Source organism: Flexivirga sp. G2, assembly GCF_055397625.1.
This window is the reverse complement of record NZ_AP039675.1, coordinates 705,505-721,924: the sequence shown is the minus strand read 5'-3', so window position 1 is coordinate 721,924 and position 16,420 is coordinate 705,505. Positions and strand designations below refer to the sequence as shown.

Here is a 16,420-nt window from a genome sequence, read left to right as displayed (position 1 = left end):
GCTCAGCCTTTCACGGCACCACCGAGGCCTGCGCCGGACAGGAACAGTCGCTGGAAGAGCAGGAACACCACGACCGGGATCACGGTCGCGATCGCCAGTGCCGCAAGGAAGACGCCAAAGTCGGTCTGGGACTCGATCGCGGGCAATCGGACCGAAAGTGGCTGGGCAGAAGGGTTCTCGAGCACGAGCATCGGCCAGAGGAAATCCTTCCAGGACGCGATGAAGGCAAAGACCGACACCACGCCGAGAATGGGCCGGGACATCGGCAGCACAACCGACCAGAGCAGGCGGAACGGACCCGCGCCGTCAATGCGCGCGGCCTCCAGGACCTCCTCCGGCAGGTTGTCGAAGAACCGACGCATGATCACCACGTTGAAGGCGCTCGCGCCGGCAGGCAGCCACACCGCCCAGAACGTGTTGATCAACGAGGTGTGCAGCCCGGGAGGATCGAGCACGGTCAGATAGAGCGGCACCAGCAGCACGACACTCGGCACGAACAGGGTCGCGACGACGAGCGCGTTGACGACGCCACCCCACGCGGGCCGCAATACGGAGAGCACGAAGCCACCGGTCGTTGCCACGAGAAGTTGCACGAACCAGGAGCCGAGGGCGATCCAGACGGTGTTCATGAAGTAGAGGCGGATGTGGACGTCGTTCCACGCCTCGCTCAGGTTGGCCCAGCGCACACCGTGTGGAAAGACCGACAGCGGAGTCCGCAGGATGTCCTGCGTCGGGGTGACGGCATACATCGCGAGCAGCAGCACCGGCCCGACACCGAAGACCACGAGCACCACCAGCAGACCCCCGTGCAGCAACCGTGTCGTCAACGCGATCCTGGGGTTTCGCCGGTCGTGTTCCGACAGGTAGCCACGATCCAGGCTCATGATCTGCTCCAGTTGCGGGTGAGTCGGAAATACAGGGCGGACAGGATCGCGAGGAACATCGCAAGCAGCACCGACAGGGCGGTCGCCGCCCCGTAGTCCCCGCCCAGCGACCGGCCGAACGCGTAGTTGTAGATCATCAGCATCACCGTGAGGGTGGCGTTGTTCGGGCCGCCTCCGGTGAACAGGAACGGCTCGATGAAGACCTGCACCGTGCCGATGATCTGCAGGATGAAGGTGATGACCAGCACGCCGCGCAACTGCGGGATCGTCACGTGCCAGATGCGTTGCCACACCCCGGCACCGTCGACCTCCGCCGCGTCATACAACTCGGGCGAGACGCTGAGCAGCGCGGCCAGGTAGATGATCACCGTGGACCCTGCGGCGGCCCAGGTCGCCTCGAGCACGAGCGATGGCATGGCGAGATGCGGACTCGACAGCCAGGCGTACGGTCCGAGACCCACCCAGCCGAGAACGGCATTGAAGACTCCCTGTTTCGACCCGTCGTAGAAGAACTTCCAGAGCAGCACCGCGACCACCGGTGGAACGACGACCGGGAGGTAGGCCAACACCGAGAACAGTCCGCGCATCCGACGCACCGAACTCATCAACACCGCCGCGACCAGCGGTATCGGGAACCCGAAAATCAGTGCCAACAAAGCGAAGTAGAGCGTGTTGAGCACAGCCGTCGGGAGGTCCGGATCCGTGAGGACGTACCGGAAGTTGTCGAACCCCACCCACGTCGCCGGCGCCGACAGATTCGTCCGTTGCAGGCTCATCACCACCGCTCGCACGATCGGCCACCACGAGAAGACCCCGAAGACCACCAACATGGGCAGGGCGATGACGAGCGTGCTGAGGCCGCCGCCCCGCACCCACGTCACGGGTGTGCGGCGCCTCGCCGTGGGGCGCGTCGCAGAACGCCGGCCCGGCCGATCGGGCGCCACGGCCTGCGGCGGGCTCTGCGGATCCGTTCCGGTCGTGCGCACCGTCACCTGGCAGCCGAATCGATCGACCGTTGCGCCTTGCTGTTCGCGCTCTTCAGCAGTGAGTCGATATCGGCGTTCTTGTTCGTCAGCACTGCCTGCACCACCGGGTCGAGCGCCGCATAGACGTCCTGGGTCGCGGTTGCCGGCTCATTGACGAGTTGTGCTCCGAAGATCTTGGAAGTGAAGCTGGTCATCTGGGTCAGCGGCACGTTCACGTACGGCTTGATCCAGCCCTCGTATGTCGCGTACTTGCTGCGGCTGAAGATGGGCAGCTCCGGCGTACCGACCGGCTGCTTGCTCGCGATCTGGGTCTTGGCGTTCGTGACCGCCGCCTTCTGGTTGGTGTACTTGCGCAGGTAGTGGAAGTCGATCCACTTGATCGCAGCGGCCTTCTCGTCGTCGCTGGCCTTCGCCGACACCGCGGCCATCGTTCCGCCACCGAGCACGCCCGACCCGTTGCCCGTCAGCGGAATCATGGTGAGCCCGTACATCTTGGGATCCACGTTGTTGGTCTGGACGAGACTCGTGTAGACGTCCTGACCGGAGGTGTACATCCCCACCTTGCCGGCTGCGAAGGCCTGGTTGATGCTCGTCCAGTTGTAGTTGAAATTGGCGCCCATCGAGTTGTCGGTCCAGCGCATGTCGCGCAGGAGCTGTAGGGAAGCCTTGGTTCCCGCGTTGTCGAGCGTGGCCTTCTTGCCGTCGGAGGACTCGACACGACCGCCGCGCGCGTAGGTGTCGACGGTCAGTTGCCAACCGCCCGTGCCCCCTTGGGCCATCTGGGCGAAGCCGGCCTGACCGGTCTTCTGGGCGATGGTCTTCGCGTCCTGACGGACCTCGTCCCAAGACGCCGGCGGCTTGTTCGGGTCCAGGCCTGCTTTGGTGAACAACTGACGGTTGTAGTGCAGCCCGACCGCATAGATGCTCTTCGCCGGTATGGCGTAAACGTCACCGCCCGGTGCCTGGCCGTACTGCAAGAGGTTCTTGTTGAACTCCTTGCCGTACGAAAGCTTGTCGAGGTAGGGCTGCATGTTCGCGATCTGCTTGTTGGCAATGAGCGTCTTCGCATCCGTGAACGGCACCTCGAACACCGTCGGCAACGTGCCGCCCGCCAGGTTCGCCGCGAATGTCGTTGCCTTCCACTCGTATTCGTGTGTCTTCACGGTGATATTGGGGTTCGCCTTCTCGAACGAGGAGACCTCCTGCGCCAGTGCCTTCTTGGCGTCCGGGGTCGACCCCGGCAGCAGACCCACCACGTTCAGCGTGACCTTGGACGTCGACTTCAGCGGCGGCGCCGAGGCGCTGTCGCCCCCGCCGGAACCTGAGTCGCCGCCACCGGATGAGGAGCACGCGGCCAGCGTGGTCCCGAGGACGAGCGCGCCCGCACACGCACTCACGGTCAGACTTCGTCGTGCTGTCATCGTCACTCCTTGGCTGTGGCCGGACCGGCCTGCTGGTTAATCGAATCGTCGTGGCGCGCGGTCGAGCTGCGTCGCAGCCAGACAGCGGTGTTCCCGGGGAGGCGGTCGCCATACAGCTCGGCACTGGCCAGCACGACGTCGTGCCCGTGGGGCAGGAAGATCGGCCGGGTCCCGAGGTTCACGATGCAGGTGAGGGCGCCGCGATCGAAAGCGAGCACGTCGTCGCCGAGGTCCAGCCAATCGACCGGCGCATCGACGAGGTCTGTCTCGTCACGTCTGGCAGCGATGACCTCGCGGTAGAGATTGAGCGTCGAGGTGCCGTCGGTCAGCTCGGTGTCGACGGCACACTTCCCCCACCACTCGGGCTGAGGCAGCCACGACGGCCGTGCTCGCCCTCCGTCCATACCGGTCGAGAAGCCGTGTGAGTCGGCGGGATCCGCGGTCCAGGGCAGCGGCACCCGACATCCGTCCCGGCCCGGGTCGATGCCGCCGGAGCGGAAGTGCATCGGGTCCTCGATGGCCTCGGCCGGCAGCTCCTCGTCCTCCGGGAGCCCGAGCTCCTCGCCCTGATAGACGTAGACGCAGCCGGGCAGCGCAGCGACGAGCAGGAAGGCGGCTCGCGCACGCAGCGTTCCGAGCGTGACGTCCGTCGGTATGCCGAATCTCTTGTCCTGGAAAGCGAATCCGGACTCGCTCCGGCCGTATCGGGTGACCGGGCGCGTCACGTCGTGGTTCGACAGCACCCAGGTGGTCGGCGCCCCGACCGACTGGTGCGCTGCGAGCGTACGGTCGATTGACTCCCGCATCCGGGCGGCGTCCCAGGGCTGGGTCATGAAATCGAAGTTGAAGGCCATGTGCATCTCGTCCGGACGCAGATAGTCCGCGAAACGTTCGGTGTCGGGGAGCCAGACCTCGCCCACCAAAACCCCGGGTTCGTCATACGTATCGGCGACCCGGCGCCACGAACGGTAGATGTCGTGCACCTCGTCGCGATCCACGAACGGATGCTGTCCGGGGCGCGGGTCTGGGGGCACCTCGGGCAGTTCCGGATCCTTCACGAGCAGCGCGGCAGAATCGACGCGGATGCCCGCCACTCCACGGTCGAACCAGAACCGCAGAATGTCCTCGAACTCGGCCCGCACGTCGGGGTGCGACCAGTTCAGGTCCGGTTGCTCCGGTGTGAAGAGATGCAGGTACCACTCCCCCGGCGAGCCGTCCGGCTCCGTGGTCCGGGTCCACGTCGAGCCCTGGAAGTCCGACACCCAGTGGGTGGGGATCTGTGCACCGTCGGGACCTCGACCGTCGCGGAACCAGAAGCGGTCCCGCTCCGCGGAGCCCGGACCCGCCGCGAGCGCCGCGCGGAACCACGAGTGGTCGCTGCTGACGTGATTGGGAACGATGTCGACGATCGTGCGTATGCCGTAATCACGCGCCTCGCGGATGAACGCCTCCGCGTCGACGAGCGATCCGAAGACCGGGTCGATCCGCCGGTAGTCGGCGACGTCGTAGCCGGCGTCGGCGAGGGGCGAGACGTACCACGGCGTGAACCAGACGGCGTCGACGCCGAGATCACGCAGGTAGGGCAGTCGAGACCGTGCTCCCTCGATGTCGCCGATCCCGTCGCCGTCACCGTCGGCGAAGCTGCGTGGATGGATCTCGTAGATGACGGCGTGCTGCCACCACGAGGACCCGGACATCCGGTCGGCGGTGCGGTCTGGACCCACGGCGGGCGCCCCACTCTCTCGCGCGCGACCCGGTGGACCGGGTCGAGATTGAGAACGAGAGTAACTACGTGACGTCAATCACGCAATAAGTTGACAGAAAGTGGTTATCGATCTTGCGTCGTGGCACGCACCGATCAGCAGCCTCCGCGTACGGCGTTGGTCGAGGCACGCACGACCAGTTCCGACTCGAAGAGGAGTTCGGTGGTGTCGACCGCCAGACCGGCGATCTGCCGGGCGAGCAGCTCGACCGCGGCCCGGCCCATGAGTTCGATCGGCTGCCGGATGGTGGTCAGCGCCGGATCCGTGGAGTTCATCAACACCGAATCGTCGTAGCCGATCACGGAGACATCCTCGGGCACCCTGAGACCGGCGCGCCGCGCAGCGCGGATCGCACCGAGTGCGAGTGGGTCGCTGGCGCAAATGACGGCAGTGGCCCCCGCATCGAGCAGTCGGCGGGTGGCGGCCTGCCCGGCCTCCAGGGAGTACTGACTATGCGTGACGAGCTCGTCGTCGACCGAGCGGTTGTCACGCTCGGCCAGGGCCCGCACAGCGGCCAGCTTTCGCTCCGACGGGACGTGGTCGGCGGGTCCCAGCAGAAAGCCGATCTTGTTGTGTCCCAACGAAATGATGTGCCGGTAGGCCTGTTCCATGGCGACTTCCTCGTCACAGGAGACCTGCGGGAAGCCGAGCTTCTCCACGGACGCGTTGATCAGCACGACCGGCACTCCGACGTCCTTCAGGATCCGGTAGTGCGAGTGATCGGCCTGCCGCTCGCTGAAGAAGCCACCGGCGAAGATCACGCCGGAGACGTGCTGACGCAGGAGCAGGTCGACATACTCGGCCTCGGAGATGCCACCGGCGGATCGCGTGCACAAGACCGGGGTGAAACCCTGCTGGGCGAGTGCGCCGCCGATCACCTCCGCGAACGCGGGAAAGATCGGATTGACCAACTCTGGCAGGACCAGGCCGACCAGGCGGCCACGCTCACCGCGCAGTTTCGTGGGGCGCTCGTAGCCGAGCACGTCCAGGGCGGTGAGTACGGCCTGGCGCGTCGCCTCGGACGCCCCCGGCTTGTTGTTCAGCACCCGGGAAACCGTCGCTTCGCTGACGCCGACCTTTCGTGCCACGTCGGAAAGTTTTGTGCTCACGGCACGCAAGCATACGCAATTACCTTGCAAGCCGGCGAAAGCCCTTGCGCAGCCGGATCACCGCGCCGTGCATCGGCCCGGTTCTCCTCGACCGAGTCCGAGTTGGCACCAGTGAGGACGTCCAATGCGCTACGTTCTGATATATCGATCCGATACATCTCCTTGGAGGTACGGCATGGCTGAAGCAGCGTTGTACGACTCGATCGGAGGCACCTATCCGGTGACCCGACAGACGGACCTACGCCTCGCCGAACGGATCTGGTCGGCGCTGGGCGATGCCCGGACGGTGCTGAACGTCGGGGCGGGGACCGGGTCCTACGAGCCTCCCGACCGCCACGTCGTCGCGGTCGAACCCTCGTCGCTGATGCGGTCCCAACGACCCGCGGGTGCCGCCCCCTGTCTGGCCGGGTTCGCGGAACATCTGCCGTTCGACGACGACAGCTTCGATGCGGCAATGGCCGTGTTCACGGTGCACCACTGGGAGGATCCGCTGGCGGGATTGCGCGAGATGCAACGCGTCGCCCGTCGGGTCGTCGTCCTCCTCTTCGACACGGGCGAGGCGTACGACTTCTGGCTGTTCCGCGACTACTTGCCCGAGTTCGCCACGCTGCGAGCCAGTCGGATCCTGGCGTCGGTTCCCGACCTGGCGGCAGCCATCGACGGCCGGCTGGAGCCTGTCCCGATCCCGTGGGACTGCAGCGACGGGTTCTTCGAGGCGTACTGGCGTCGGCCGAACGCGTATCTCGACGATGCCGTTCGACGCGGCACCTCCATCTGGCACGCCGTCGGGCCGACCGCCGAGCGGCGAGCCGTCGACCAACTGCGCGCCGACATCGAGTCCGGGCTGTGGGCCGAACGCAACCAGGAGTTCCTCGCCCTCGACGCCGCCGAGCTCGGCGCACGACTGCTCATCGCCACGCGCTGACGCACGCTCCCACTCAGTTCTCCTCGACCGAGTGTGAGTTGGTGAGGGTGAGGGCGCCCCACGTCGCGATGCACCCGACCAGGCCGGCGAGCACGGCGTAGGTGATGCGCTCGCCGTGGAAGAAGGACTGGACGAGACCGTGGCTCCACGTGCCCGCCGGCAGCTGTGCCGTGACGAGAGCGGCGATGAGCGTGCCGACCACGGCGGTGCCGACGCTGGTGCCGACCTCCTGCGCGGTGTCGTTCAGCGCAGTGCCGATCGAGGTTCGGTTCTCCGGCATGGCATCGACGAGTGCGACGGCGCAGATGGTCATGACCGTCCGCAGGCCGATCGTCATGACGACCATGGAGATCGCGATGGCGAGGTAGCCATGGTCGACGCCCCACGCCATACCGACCAGCGACAGGGTCAGGCACGCCGCGCCGACCAGGCAGGCGATGCGGTGACCGAAGCGCTTGGCGAGCCATTCCGACAACGGGGTCGCCAGCAGCATCGTCGCGATCATCGGCAGGTTCGCGAGGCCTGCCCGCACCGGACTCCAGCCGTAGGCGTACTGGAAGTGCAGGATCAGGCCGAACATCACGGCCGCCATGGCGATCGCGGTGCCGATCTGCGCGAGGATCGCGCCGCGGACGGTTCCGTTGGACAGAACGGAAAGGTCGAGCATCGGTGCCTTGCTGGTGCGCTCGCGCCATACCCAGGCGATGCCTGCGACGATCGCACCGGCGATCGAGGCGAGGGTGAGGAACGAGAGCCAGCCGTTCTGCACGCCGCTGGTCAGCGAGTAGCAGGCGAGGCCGATCATTGTGATGCTCAGGGCCGCGCCGGGCAGGTCCAGCTTGTCGTCGGTCAGGCCGTCGCGCTGGTCGGGTGCGACGCCGCGCCATACGCCGATGGCGGCAATGAGCGCGATCGGGGCGTTGACGACGAGCAGCCATTCCCAACGGATGTGCGCGAGCGCCGTGCCGCCGAGGAGTGGGCCGAGGATGAAGCCCGACATACCGACGATGATCATCACGGTCATCGCACGCATCCGCAGCGCCTTGTCGTCGAAGAGCCGGAAGACCAGGGAATTGGTGATCGGCGCCATGGCGGCCGCTGCGATGCCCAGTGCGGCGCGCAGTGCAATGAGTTCGCCGGTCGAGTTGACGAAGACGACGCCGAGACTGATGAGCCCGAAGAGGCCGAGCCCGATGAGCAGGACGCGGCGGCGGCCGAAGCGGTCGGCCACCGAGCCGGCGGTCAACAGCAGGCCGCCGAAGGTCAGCGAGTAGGCGCCGGTGACCCACTGCAGAGCGGTGGTGCCGCTGCCGAGGTCCCGGCCGATCGTCGGCAGCGCGATCGACAGCAGCGTGTTGTCGACCATCTCGACGAAGAACGCCAAGCAGAGCGCGGCAAGTGGGATCCAAGCGGCACGGATCGACGAATATGTGCGCGGCGTGGTGGTTTTCGTGGGTGGTGGAGCGGGAGCGAGTGTGGCGTTCGTCATGGCGGCCTCCTGAGCAGCGCAGTGGAATCGGTCTGCACAGCAACCTAGGAACGCCGAGTTTCAGCGCGGTTTCCCCTCGCCTTCACGCAGCACCGGACCGGTTTCAGCGTCTTTCCACGCCCGGTACTTCTCGCGAAGGCAGTTTCCGCACGGCCGGAATCCTGCGGCGATCGCGGTGGACTCGTCGGCGAAGAACACCCGGTGCTCCACGTAGTGGCCCGCTGTGACGGCCCGTAACGCCGACGGGCAGTCCAGCCGACCGTAGATGCGGCCCAGTCTGTTGCCGCCGAGCACGCCCGGAGTGTCCGAGCGATACGGCACGCCGTCGGCACCGAGCAGCGTGAATCGCTTTGCACCGGATACGTTTTCGCCTTCGCCGGCCGCGTCAGGCCGCATCGTGGAACACCAGCGCCAAGGTATGACGTTCGCCGGAGCGGATCGCCGAGACTCCGTGTCGGACCGGCGCCGCCGACCAGCCACGCTTGGACTCCACCGGCCGGTCGCGGGTGGTGAACACGTACCCGTGCCCCTCCGGCAGGAGAGTGGCGGTGCCGCGGGACTGCGCTCGTGGACGCTGCTCCAGGAGCAGGAACTCGCCGCCGGTGTGGTCGACGCCCGGCTCGTTGAGATTGATGACCACCTGCAACGGGAACACCAGCTCGCCGTACAGGTCGCGATGCAGGGCGTTCCAGTCCTTCGCGCCATACTTCAGCAGGATGGCGGTCGACTTGGTTTGACCAGCTTCGTGGCACATCGCGAGCCACTCGTCGAGAGTGTCCGGCCAGATCGGATCGCGCCCGAGTTTGGTCCACCAGTCCCGCGCGATCGGCAACAGTCGCGGGTAGAGTGCCTGCTTCAGTTGTTCGATCGGCTCTGGGTATGGCGTTGCGAAGTAACGGTATTCGCCTTCGCCGAACCGGTGTCGTCCCATGTTGACCGTGCTGCGGAACAGCTCGTCCTGGTCGTAGAGCTCACGAATGCGCACCGCTTCCGCTGCGTCGAGGAGCTGTGGCAACTGCGCTCCGCCGTACTCATTGACCTCGTCGGTGATCGCGTTCCAGTCGCCGGAATCGACCCGGTCCCACCACCTGCTCATCGTCAGGCCGCGCTTTCCATCGTGAGTAGCGTCGTCTTGGCGTCGGCTCCCCCGACATACCCGCCGTAGGAGCCGTCGCTGCGTACGACGCGGTGGCACGGCACGACGATCGGCAGCGGGTTCGTCGCGCAGGCCGTGCCGACGGCCCGCACCGCCCGTGGCCGACCGACCAGCCGCGCGATGTCGCCGTATGACGCGGTGTGCCCGTAGGCGATGGACGGCAGGCTGCGCTGCACCTCGGCGCGGAAGCCCGAGGAGAGCGAGTGGTCCAGTGTCAGGTCGAAGGACGTCCGGTGGCCGGTGAAGTATTCGTCGAGTTCGCGGGCCACCTCGTCCAACCGTGCGGGGGTCCGCACGATCCGCGGGCTCACTCGTTGCGCGATCGTCTCGAGCACCCGCTCGAACTCCTCCCGCTCGTAGGCCACACGGACCAGCCCGCGTTCGGTGGCGGCGAGCAGCAGGGTGCCCAGCGGTGTGTCGACGGTGCGGTAGGCGACATCGAGCAGCCCGTCCCGGTCGGCAGCTCGGGCCAGGCGGTCGCGAAGTGCGTCCAGTTCCTCGCCGCGCACCGGGAGGGCGGCAGTCAGGTCGAGGGCGCGCGTGTTCTTGGTGTTCATCGTGGTGTTCCTTCCTGAGATGCGCCCGATGCGTAAATCTTTCGCAGTGTCTTGATGCCGTCGGCCGCGGCTCTGCGGACCGCGTCGGCGGTGCCGCCGATGAGCTCGGCGGTTTCCTTGTGCGGCAGGCCTCCGACGTAGTGGTAGGCCACGGCGAGACGCTGCCGGTCGGGTAGTGACGCGACGGTGGACCACAGCTCCGGATCCGCGTCGTGCGGGATCCCGTCGGTGCTGGGTGCCGACGTCGGTAGGTCGTCGACCGGCACCGGTTGCCTCTTGCGTGCCCGGGTCACGTCGATCGCCTTACGGTGCGCGACCCGGACCAGCCACGCCTCGACATTGGTGTCGTCGGGCAGGTCCGGCCAGGCACGCAACGCCGCCAGGAACGTCTCGGACCAGGCGTCGTCGGCGTCCGGCGTCATACCGAGGACTGCGCGACATACCCGCAGCACGGTCGGGCCGTGTGCGTCGATCGCCTTCTCGAACGGTTGCTTCATCATCACCAGGTAGTCGCCGTGGACTGCGCAAACGTGAGGTCTCGGTCAGCCCTCGCCATACGAGTAGATCCGCCAGGGCTGCGAGCTGCTGTGCCGGACGAGCTCGAACGAGTACACGTGCCCCTCGGGCTCCGGCTGGCCGTCGAAGTTCTTCGTCGTCTCGGACGTTTCGACGCTCACGGTCTGCTCCCAGGGGCGCATCCCCGGATCGGACCACGGGTCCTTCGTCGCCAGGCGACCAGTGGTGACCTTGCCAACGCCGTCGATCCGCAGGTCGTCGATCCGCGGACCCTGCAGGGTCGTCCAGTTGGCGTCGGCGTTGCCCGCGTTTCCGACTCCCATCCGCCTGCAGGCGTCGAAGTCGCGTTCGTTCATCGCCCGCGCGTAGGTCCGGACCACATCCGCGGGTGAGGTCGCAGCCGTCGGCATCGCCACGTGGGCACGCGGCCGCCCCCACAGCCAGAGCCCGCCCAACGGCACAGCCACGATGAGTGCGATCGCCAGCAACGTCCCCCAGTACCACCGCATCTGCTGAGTATGACGATCGCCGGATCGTTTCGAGGGCCGATTGCTCGAGCGTCGAGCACCCGAAAAGGGCAACGAAAGGCGGGCGCCACCGGGAAATCCCGGCGACGCCCGCCTTCAGGCGATTCAGAAGTGAATCAGAGCGCGCGAACGTTCTCGGCCTGCGGGCCCTTCTGACCCTGCGCGGAGTCGAACTCCACACGCTGGTTCTCCTCGAGCGACTTGTAGCCGGTGCCGGCGATCGCGGAGAAGTGGACGAAGACGTCGGGGCTGCCGTCCTCGGGAGCGATGAAGCCGAAGCCCTTTTCCGCGTTGAACCACTTGACGGTTCCAGTTGCCATGTTGGCGATTCCCTTCGATAACTTCCGGGCCGTGCACCTTGCGCGGACCCGGGGCCAAAATTGACGTCAAATATGTCCGACAGGCATGTCCAACATGGAGTCATCAATACTTTTCGTCGAGCGCTGCGTGGATCCAGCGCGCTCAAGACGTGAAGGAACAACTGCAAACAACTGCTGACCGCTGGACAGTCTACCCACCACCGGGCACGGAAACGGAACTCCGGGCCTTCCCGGCCAGTCCGACGGCGGCGAGCACCCCTCCGGCGAGGACGAGCGCGGCGCACCACCACATCGCCGCTCGGTAGGAGTGACCGACGGCGACGGCATCGCGGTATGCCGTGCCCGACAGTCCGGTGAGCAACGGCAGCACCGCGACGGCGATCAGTCCCGCAGTGCGGGAGACCGCGTTGTTGATGCCGCTGGCGAGTCCGGACTGGGCATCCGGGACAGCCGCCAGCACGGCACCGGTCAGCGGTGCGACGAGGATCGACAGGCCGAAGCCCATCACGACGACACCCGGCAGGATCTGCCCGAGGTATGACGGATCGTCCGGCGCCAGGGCGAGCCAGCCGAAGGCGACCGCGAGCACGGCCGAGCCACCCACGAGCAGCGGACGAGGTCCGAGTTTCGTTGCGAGAGCGCCGAATCGAGATGCCAGGAAGAACATCAGCACGGACACCGGGACGGTTGCTGCACCCGCCTCCAGCGGGGTCCAGCCGGCACTGATCTGCAGGAAGATCGCCAGGAACAGCATGACGCCGCTCAGTGCCGCATAGACGAAGAGGGTGACGGCGTTGATCACCGAGAAATCGCGCGAACCGAACAGGCGCGGCGGGACCATCGGGTGGGTGGTGCGCAGCTCGACGAGGACGAACGCCATACCGGCAAGGAGCCCGATCGCGAGCGCACCCAGCGTCGTCGGTGACGCGCCCGAGTCCGGCCAGGCGGTCAGCGCCCAGGTGATGCCCGCCAGAGCGACCGGGGCGAGCAGCACCGCCGCCCAGTCGATCCGGTGTGATGCCTGCGGATCCCGGGACTCGGGCGCCGTCCGCAGCAACCAGAGCACGATCGCCGCGATCGGCGGGTTGATCCAGAAGGCGATCCGCCAGTCGATGCCGACCAGCCAGCCGCCGACCACGGGCCCGCCGGCCGTGGCGATGCCCAACGTCCCGGTCCATGCGCCGACCGCACGCATCCGGTCCTCCGTGCGGAACGACGACTGCAGCATCGCCAACGACCCGGGCGTGAGCAAGGCCGCCGCGACACCCTGCAGGATGCGGGCGAAGACCAGCAGCTCGATCGTCGGGCTCAGCGCGACGAGGGCGGACGCCACCGCGAAACCGGCGACGCCCCAACCGTAGACCCGCTTGCGACCCAGGCGGTCGCCCAGCGACCCGCCGACCAGGATGAGCGAGGCCAGGGCAAGCGTGTAGCCGTTGACCACCCATTGCAGGCCGGCCAGGTCCGCGTCGAGATCGTCGCCGATGTGCGGCAGTGCGACGTTCGCGATGGTGCCGTCCAGGAAGCCGAGGCCGGACCCGAGCACCGTCGTGACCAACAGGCGGCGACCGGCCGGCTCGCTCGGCGCGAGCAGTCGGGTCGGGTCCGCTTCGTCGGTCACCTGCACCTCAAGGCCGCCACGTGCTGCATCATTCCCCGTTCCCGGGCTCGGCGCGATCCTTCGATAGCGTCGTCGGGATGTCCGTGACCGCGTTGGCCCTCGTCCTCACCGCCGCGGTGCTGCACGCGATCTGGAACATCGCCGCGAAACGCCTTGCCCACGGCGGCTTCGTCTTCGTCTTCTCGTATGCGTTGCTGTCCGCCGTCGTCTGGCTGCCGATCGGCCTGGTCGTGTTGCTGCGCGGCGACGCCGGTGTCACCTGGACCCTGCTCGGCGCCAGCGCGCTGTCCGGGGCCCTGCACATCGCCTACGGCCTCACCCTGCAGACCGGTTACCGCAAGGGCGATCTCAGCGTCGTCTACCCGGTCGCCCGCGGGACGGGTCCATTGCTCACCATGCTCTTCGCGATCCTGGTGCTGGCCGAACGCCCCGGAAAGATCGCGGTCGTCGGCGGATTCGTGATCGTCCTCGGTGTAGCCGTCGTCGCCTCGGCCCGGTCGTCCGACGGTATGGCGGGCCGCCCGGCGTCGGCAGGCACCGGATTGCTGTGGGGAGGGTTCACCGGGCTGGCCATCGCGTCGTACACGCTCTGGGACGACCACGCGATGTCACAGCTCGCATTGCTGCCGATCCCGTACTTCGCTTTCAGTACCGCGTGGCAGAGTCTGCTCATGCTCCCCGGACTCCGGGGCAGGCGCACGGAACTGACACGCGTTCCCCGCGACCATTGGCGCGAGATCATCTGTGTCGCAGTGCTTTCCCCGCTCGCCTACATCCTGGTCCTGCAGGCGATGACGACGACGCCGGTCGCGCTGGTCGCACCGGCACGAGAGTCGAGCATCGTGGTCGGGTCGCTGCTCGCGTGGAAGCTCTTCGATGAGCCGGCTCCCGCCCGGAAGCTCGCCGGCGCGATCGTGGTGCTGATGGGCATCGCCCTCATCGCGGTATGACGCAGCCATCCCACGACGAAGGCCCCGGCATCCGCCGGGGCCTTCGTGCACTGGTGCCAGGTCTAGGATTCGAACCTAGGTAGCTTTCGCGACGGATTTACAGTCCGCTCCCATTGGCCGCTCGGGCAACCTGGCTGGTGCGTGGACGAGGATAACAAGCATCGGGCGACCTGAGCGAATCGGCGTCCCCCGCCCGACATACGCATGACCTCGCGGCATACTCGGGTGCCAGCATCGGACCCCTCTCGAAGGAGCAGCATCATGGCCGACTCGTCGTTCGACATCGTCAGCAAGACCGACAAGCAGGAGGTCAGCAACGCACTGAACCAGGCGGCCAAGGAGATCTCCACGCGGTACGACTTCCGCAACGTCGGTGCTTCCTTGGAATGGTCCGGCGAGAAGATCCTGATGAAGGCCAACTCCGAGGAGCGCACGCTCGCGGTGCTGGACGTCTTCCAGACCAAGCTGGTCAAGCGCGGCGTCTCGCTCAAGTCGCTCGAGCTGTCGCACGACGGCGAACCGCAGCTGTCCGGCAAGGACTACCGGCTCGAGGCGACACTGCAGGACGGCATCAGCCAGGAGAACGCCAAGAAGATCTCCAAGATCATCCGCGACGAGGGCCCCAAGTCGGTCAAGTCGCGCATCGAGGGCGACGAGCTGCGCGTGACCAGCAAGTCCCGCGACGACCTGCAGGAGGTCCAGCGGTTGCTCAAGGGCGCCGATCTGGACGTGGCGCTGCAGTTCACGAACTATCGCTGAGCGTGACACCTAGCGCGTCGAGCAACTGACCCCAGCCGATCTCCAGCCCGGCTACGGCCGACGCTGCTTCGGGGCGCACTTCGGACACGTCGATCGTCAGCCGCAGGATGGTGGGCCCGGCACCTTCGATCGTGACGGTGTGGACGGCCGTGAACAATGCCTGACCATCTGCATCGAGCGGCGCCAGGCTGAATACGAGCCTCCGATCGGGGTCGACTTCCGTCACCTGCCCGGACGATGCGTAGGTGTCGGACGCCCCTTCGCGCAGCACGAGTCGGATCGGCGCGCCGACCTTCGGCGCGATCTCGAACGTCTCGACCGAGAAATGCCGCGGCGCCCACCAGGTGACCGCACGTTCGGGATCGATCCACGCCTGCCAGACCTCGTCCGGCGACGACGGCAGGCTGCGTTCGAAGCGCACGCTACGCGGCGCCCCGGCACCGTCCGGTCCCGCTACGGCGATCGCGTGTTCGTAGGATTCCAGCGCCGCATCGTCGCCGTCGCTCGTGCCGAATCGGCCCAGATACTCGGCCAATTCACCGAAGGTGCCGCGATTGAGTCGGGCGACCCGACGGCGTCCGAGCTTGTGCACCTCGATCACACCTACCGCCGCGAGCGCCTGGAGGTGCTTGGTGGTCTGTGGCTGCAGGGCGCCCAGTGCCTCCGCGACTTCGCCCACGGTCATCGGTCGCTGACCCAGTAACTCGACGATCCGGAAGCGGGTGGGTTCGCCGATCGCTCCCAATGCCTGTTGGATGTCGAGGCTCATGGTGCCCTTCACTACCGCAGCGGACAGGGTCAGGCCAGCAGCCGTGCGAGGTTGTCGAGTTCGTTGGACCGGCCTGCCACCAGCCGTTCGGTCCAGACCTCATCATGCATCGGCTCCACCCGCATGATGACGCGGGTGCCGCCGGCAGTCGGCTCGAGCTCGATCTCGGTCAATTGCTCGTATGGCGCGTGGTCGGGCACGAAGTCCACCAGCGACTGATAGCTCAGCCTGGTCGGTTCGGCGATCTCGATGAACCGCTTTCGCGACTCGGTGACCAGTGGCATGCCGTTCTGCTCCATGAATGCGACCTGCTCGGGGCCGACGGCGGTCATGGTGTAGACGAGCTCGCCGTCCGGCTTCAGGTCGAGGCGGGTGACGTCGGTGCGGAAACCTTCGGGCGCCCACCACTGTGAGATGCCATCGGGGGTGACCCAGAGGTTCCAGACCTGCTCGGGTGTTGCGGGGACGGTGCGTTCAATGGTTGTTGTCATGCCAGCCAATATATTCGTCTAAACGAATATGTCAATGGTCGATCGTGCGAATTCGGTTGCGCCACCACTCACAGCAGATGAGACTCGGTGGCGACGACCGAGTGGAAGAAGGAGGTGCACGCCATGAACACAACGATCATCGGCAGCGCGCCTCGGCATACCTGATCCACGTCTGAG

General features: G+C 66.7%; 18 protein-coding genes and 1 tRNA gene. 3 read left to right on the top strand and 16 right to left on the bottom strand.

Annotated features, from left to right (window positions below):
* Positions 1 to 2: 2 nt before the first annotated feature.
* From ACZ50J_RS03590 to ACZ50J_RS03570, 5 genes are all read right to left on the bottom strand, one after another.
* Positions 3 to 884 carry a carbohydrate ABC transporter permease gene (locus ACZ50J_RS03590; RefSeq protein ID WP_464299914.1) on the bottom strand — a complete coding sequence of 294 codons (882 nt, stop codon included), beginning with the start codon at positions 882 to 884 and terminating at the stop codon, positions 3 to 5.
* On the bottom strand, positions 881 to 1,756 hold the full coding sequence (locus ACZ50J_RS03585) for a carbohydrate ABC transporter permease (protein WP_464301307.1): 876 nt from the start codon (positions 1,754 to 1,756) through the stop codon (positions 881 to 883). The genes ACZ50J_RS03590 and ACZ50J_RS03585 overlap by 4 nt, the downstream gene beginning before the upstream one ends.
* Before the next feature lie 116 nt (positions 1,757 to 1,872).
* Positions 1,873 to 3,291, bottom strand: a complete 1,419-nt coding sequence (locus ACZ50J_RS03580) for an ABC transporter substrate-binding protein (RefSeq protein WP_464299913.1) — start codon at positions 3,289 to 3,291, stop codon at positions 1,873 to 1,875.
* Between the two features lie 2 nt (positions 3,292 to 3,293).
* Entirely contained in the window at positions 3,294 to 4,988 is a 1,695-nt protein-coding gene (locus ACZ50J_RS03575) for a glycoside hydrolase family 13 protein (RefSeq protein ID WP_464301306.1), read from the bottom strand.
* A 161-nt stretch (positions 4,989 to 5,149) separates the two neighbouring features.
* Positions 5,150 to 6,163, bottom strand: a complete 1,014-nt coding sequence (locus ACZ50J_RS03570) for a LacI family DNA-binding transcriptional regulator (RefSeq protein ID WP_464299912.1) — start codon at positions 6,161 to 6,163, stop codon at positions 5,150 to 5,152.
* 175 nt (positions 6,164 to 6,338) lie between these two features.
* Here ACZ50J_RS03570 and ACZ50J_RS03565 point away from each other — a divergent pair, with 175 nt between their 5' ends.
* Complete coding sequence (locus ACZ50J_RS03565) at positions 6,339 to 7,088, top strand: class I SAM-dependent methyltransferase (RefSeq protein ID WP_464299911.1); 750 nt, start codon at positions 6,339 to 6,341, stop codon at positions 7,086 to 7,088.
* 13 nt (positions 7,089 to 7,101) lie between these two features.
* Here the strand turns inward: ACZ50J_RS03565 and ACZ50J_RS03560 are convergent, their stop codons facing one another.
* The 8 genes from ACZ50J_RS03560 to ACZ50J_RS03525 form a co-directional block, all read right to left on the bottom strand.
* A complete protein-coding gene (locus tag ACZ50J_RS03560; RefSeq protein ID WP_464299910.1) occupies positions 7,102 to 8,577 on the bottom strand; it encodes an MFS transporter in 1,476 nt (491 codons plus the stop codon).
* A gap of 60 nt (positions 8,578 to 8,637) precedes the next feature.
* Positions 8,638 to 8,973: an Ada metal-binding domain-containing protein gene (locus tag ACZ50J_RS03555; RefSeq protein WP_464299909.1), complete on the bottom strand. Its 336-nt coding sequence runs from the start codon at positions 8,971 to 8,973 to the stop codon at positions 8,638 to 8,640.
* Entirely contained in the window at positions 8,963 to 9,673 is a 711-nt protein-coding gene (locus ACZ50J_RS03550; RefSeq protein ID WP_464299908.1) for a 2OG-Fe(II) oxygenase, read from the bottom strand. The genes ACZ50J_RS03555 and ACZ50J_RS03550 overlap by 11 nt, the downstream gene beginning before the upstream one ends.
* A 2-nt stretch (positions 9,674 to 9,675) precedes the next feature.
* Positions 9,676 to 10,290: a methylated-DNA--[protein]-cysteine S-methyltransferase gene (locus ACZ50J_RS03545; protein WP_464299907.1), complete on the bottom strand. Its 615-nt coding sequence runs from the start codon at positions 10,288 to 10,290 to the stop codon at positions 9,676 to 9,678.
* Positions 10,287 to 10,787, bottom strand: coding sequence for an RNA polymerase sigma factor (locus ACZ50J_RS03540; protein WP_464299906.1), 501 nt, complete (start codon positions 10,785 to 10,787; stop codon positions 10,287 to 10,289). The genes ACZ50J_RS03545 and ACZ50J_RS03540 overlap by 4 nt, the downstream gene beginning before the upstream one ends.
* A 45-nt stretch (positions 10,788 to 10,832) precedes the next feature.
* On the bottom strand, positions 10,833 to 11,315 hold the full coding sequence (locus tag ACZ50J_RS03535; protein WP_464299905.1) for a hypothetical protein: 483 nt from the start codon (positions 11,313 to 11,315) through the stop codon (positions 10,833 to 10,835).
* A gap of 134 nt (positions 11,316 to 11,449) precedes the next feature.
* Positions 11,450 to 11,653, bottom strand: coding sequence for a cold-shock protein (locus ACZ50J_RS03530; RefSeq protein WP_464299904.1), 204 nt, complete (start codon positions 11,651 to 11,653; stop codon positions 11,450 to 11,452).
* Positions 11,654 to 11,843: 190 nt separating this feature from the next.
* On the bottom strand, positions 11,844 to 13,274 hold the full coding sequence (locus ACZ50J_RS03525; protein ID WP_464299903.1) for a DHA2 family efflux MFS transporter permease subunit: 1,431 nt from the start codon (positions 13,272 to 13,274) through the stop codon (positions 11,844 to 11,846).
* Between the two features lie 77 nt (positions 13,275 to 13,351).
* Between ACZ50J_RS03525 and ACZ50J_RS03520 the strand changes: the two genes are divergently transcribed.
* Entirely contained in the window at positions 13,352 to 14,224 is an 873-nt protein-coding gene (locus ACZ50J_RS03520; RefSeq protein ID WP_464299902.1) for an EamA family transporter, read from the top strand.
* 51 nt (positions 14,225 to 14,275) lie between these two features.
* Here ACZ50J_RS03520 and ACZ50J_RS03515 read toward each other — a convergent pair.
* Positions 14,276 to 14,359, bottom strand: a tRNA-Tyr gene (locus tag ACZ50J_RS03515).
* A 126-nt stretch (positions 14,360 to 14,485) separates the two neighbouring features.
* Between ACZ50J_RS03515 and ACZ50J_RS03510 the strand changes: the two genes are divergently transcribed.
* Positions 14,486 to 14,983 (top strand): YajQ family cyclic di-GMP-binding protein, encoded by a 498-nt coding sequence (locus ACZ50J_RS03510; RefSeq protein WP_464299901.1) that lies wholly within the window; start codon positions 14,486 to 14,488, stop codon positions 14,981 to 14,983.
* Here the strand turns inward: ACZ50J_RS03510 and ACZ50J_RS03505 are convergent.
* Together ACZ50J_RS03505 and ACZ50J_RS03500 are read right to left on the bottom strand one after the other, a co-directional pair.
* Positions 14,967 to 15,752 carry an SRPBCC domain-containing protein gene (locus ACZ50J_RS03505; RefSeq protein WP_464299900.1) on the bottom strand — a complete coding sequence of 262 codons (786 nt, stop codon included), beginning with the start codon at positions 15,750 to 15,752 and terminating at the stop codon, positions 14,967 to 14,969. The genes ACZ50J_RS03510 and ACZ50J_RS03505 overlap by 17 nt on opposite strands.
* Positions 15,753 to 15,781: 29 nt before the next feature.
* Positions 15,782 to 16,243: an SRPBCC family protein gene (locus ACZ50J_RS03500; RefSeq protein ID WP_464299899.1), complete on the bottom strand. Its 462-nt coding sequence runs from the start codon at positions 16,241 to 16,243 to the stop codon at positions 15,782 to 15,784.
* Positions 16,244 to 16,420 lie beyond the last annotated feature (177 nt).

Coding starts and splice junctions, on each gene's coding strand:
- ACZ50J_RS03590 (WP_464299914.1), bottom strand. CDS start 884: ATGAGCCTGGATCGTGGCTACCTGTCGGAACACGACCGGCGAAACCCC.
- ACZ50J_RS03580 (WP_464299913.1), bottom strand. CDS start 3,291: ATGACAGCACGACGAAGTCTGACCGTGAGTGCGTGTGCGGGCGCGCTC.
- ACZ50J_RS03575 (WP_464301306.1), bottom strand. CDS start 4,988: ATGTCCGGGTCCTCGTGGTGGCAGCACGCCGTCATCTACGAGATCCAT.
- ACZ50J_RS03565 (WP_464299911.1), top strand. CDS start 6,339: ATGGCTGAAGCAGCGTTGTACGACTCGATCGGAGGCACCTATCCGGTG.
- ACZ50J_RS03560 (WP_464299910.1), bottom strand. CDS start 8,577: ATGACGAACGCCACACTCGCTCCCGCTCCACCACCCACGAAAACCACC.
- ACZ50J_RS03555 (WP_464299909.1), bottom strand. CDS start 8,973: ATGCGGCCTGACGCGGCCGGCGAAGGCGAAAACGTATCCGGTGCAAAG.
- ACZ50J_RS03550 (WP_464299908.1), bottom strand. CDS start 9,673: ATGAGCAGGTGGTGGGACCGGGTCGATTCCGGCGACTGGAACGCGATC.
- ACZ50J_RS03545 (WP_464299907.1), bottom strand. CDS start 10,290: ATGAACACCAAGAACACGCGCGCCCTCGACCTGACTGCCGCCCTCCCG.
- ACZ50J_RS03540 (WP_464299906.1), bottom strand. CDS start 10,787: ATGAAGCAACCGTTCGAGAAGGCGATCGACGCACACGGCCCGACCGTG.
- ACZ50J_RS03535 (WP_464299905.1), bottom strand. CDS start 11,315: ATGCGGTGGTACTGGGGGACGTTGCTGGCGATCGCACTCATCGTGGCT.
- ACZ50J_RS03530 (WP_464299904.1), bottom strand. CDS start 11,653: ATGGCAACTGGAACCGTCAAGTGGTTCAACGCGGAAAAGGGCTTCGGC.
- ACZ50J_RS03520 (WP_464299902.1), top strand. CDS start 13,352: ATGTCCGTGACCGCGTTGGCCCTCGTCCTCACCGCCGCGGTGCTGCAC.
- ACZ50J_RS03510 (WP_464299901.1), top strand. CDS start 14,486: ATGGCCGACTCGTCGTTCGACATCGTCAGCAAGACCGACAAGCAGGAG.
- ACZ50J_RS03505 (WP_464299900.1), bottom strand. CDS start 15,752: ATGAGCCTCGACATCCAACAGGCATTGGGAGCGATCGGCGAACCCACC.
- ACZ50J_RS03500 (WP_464299899.1), bottom strand. CDS start 16,243: ATGACAACAACCATTGAACGCACCGTCCCCGCAACACCCGAGCAGGTC.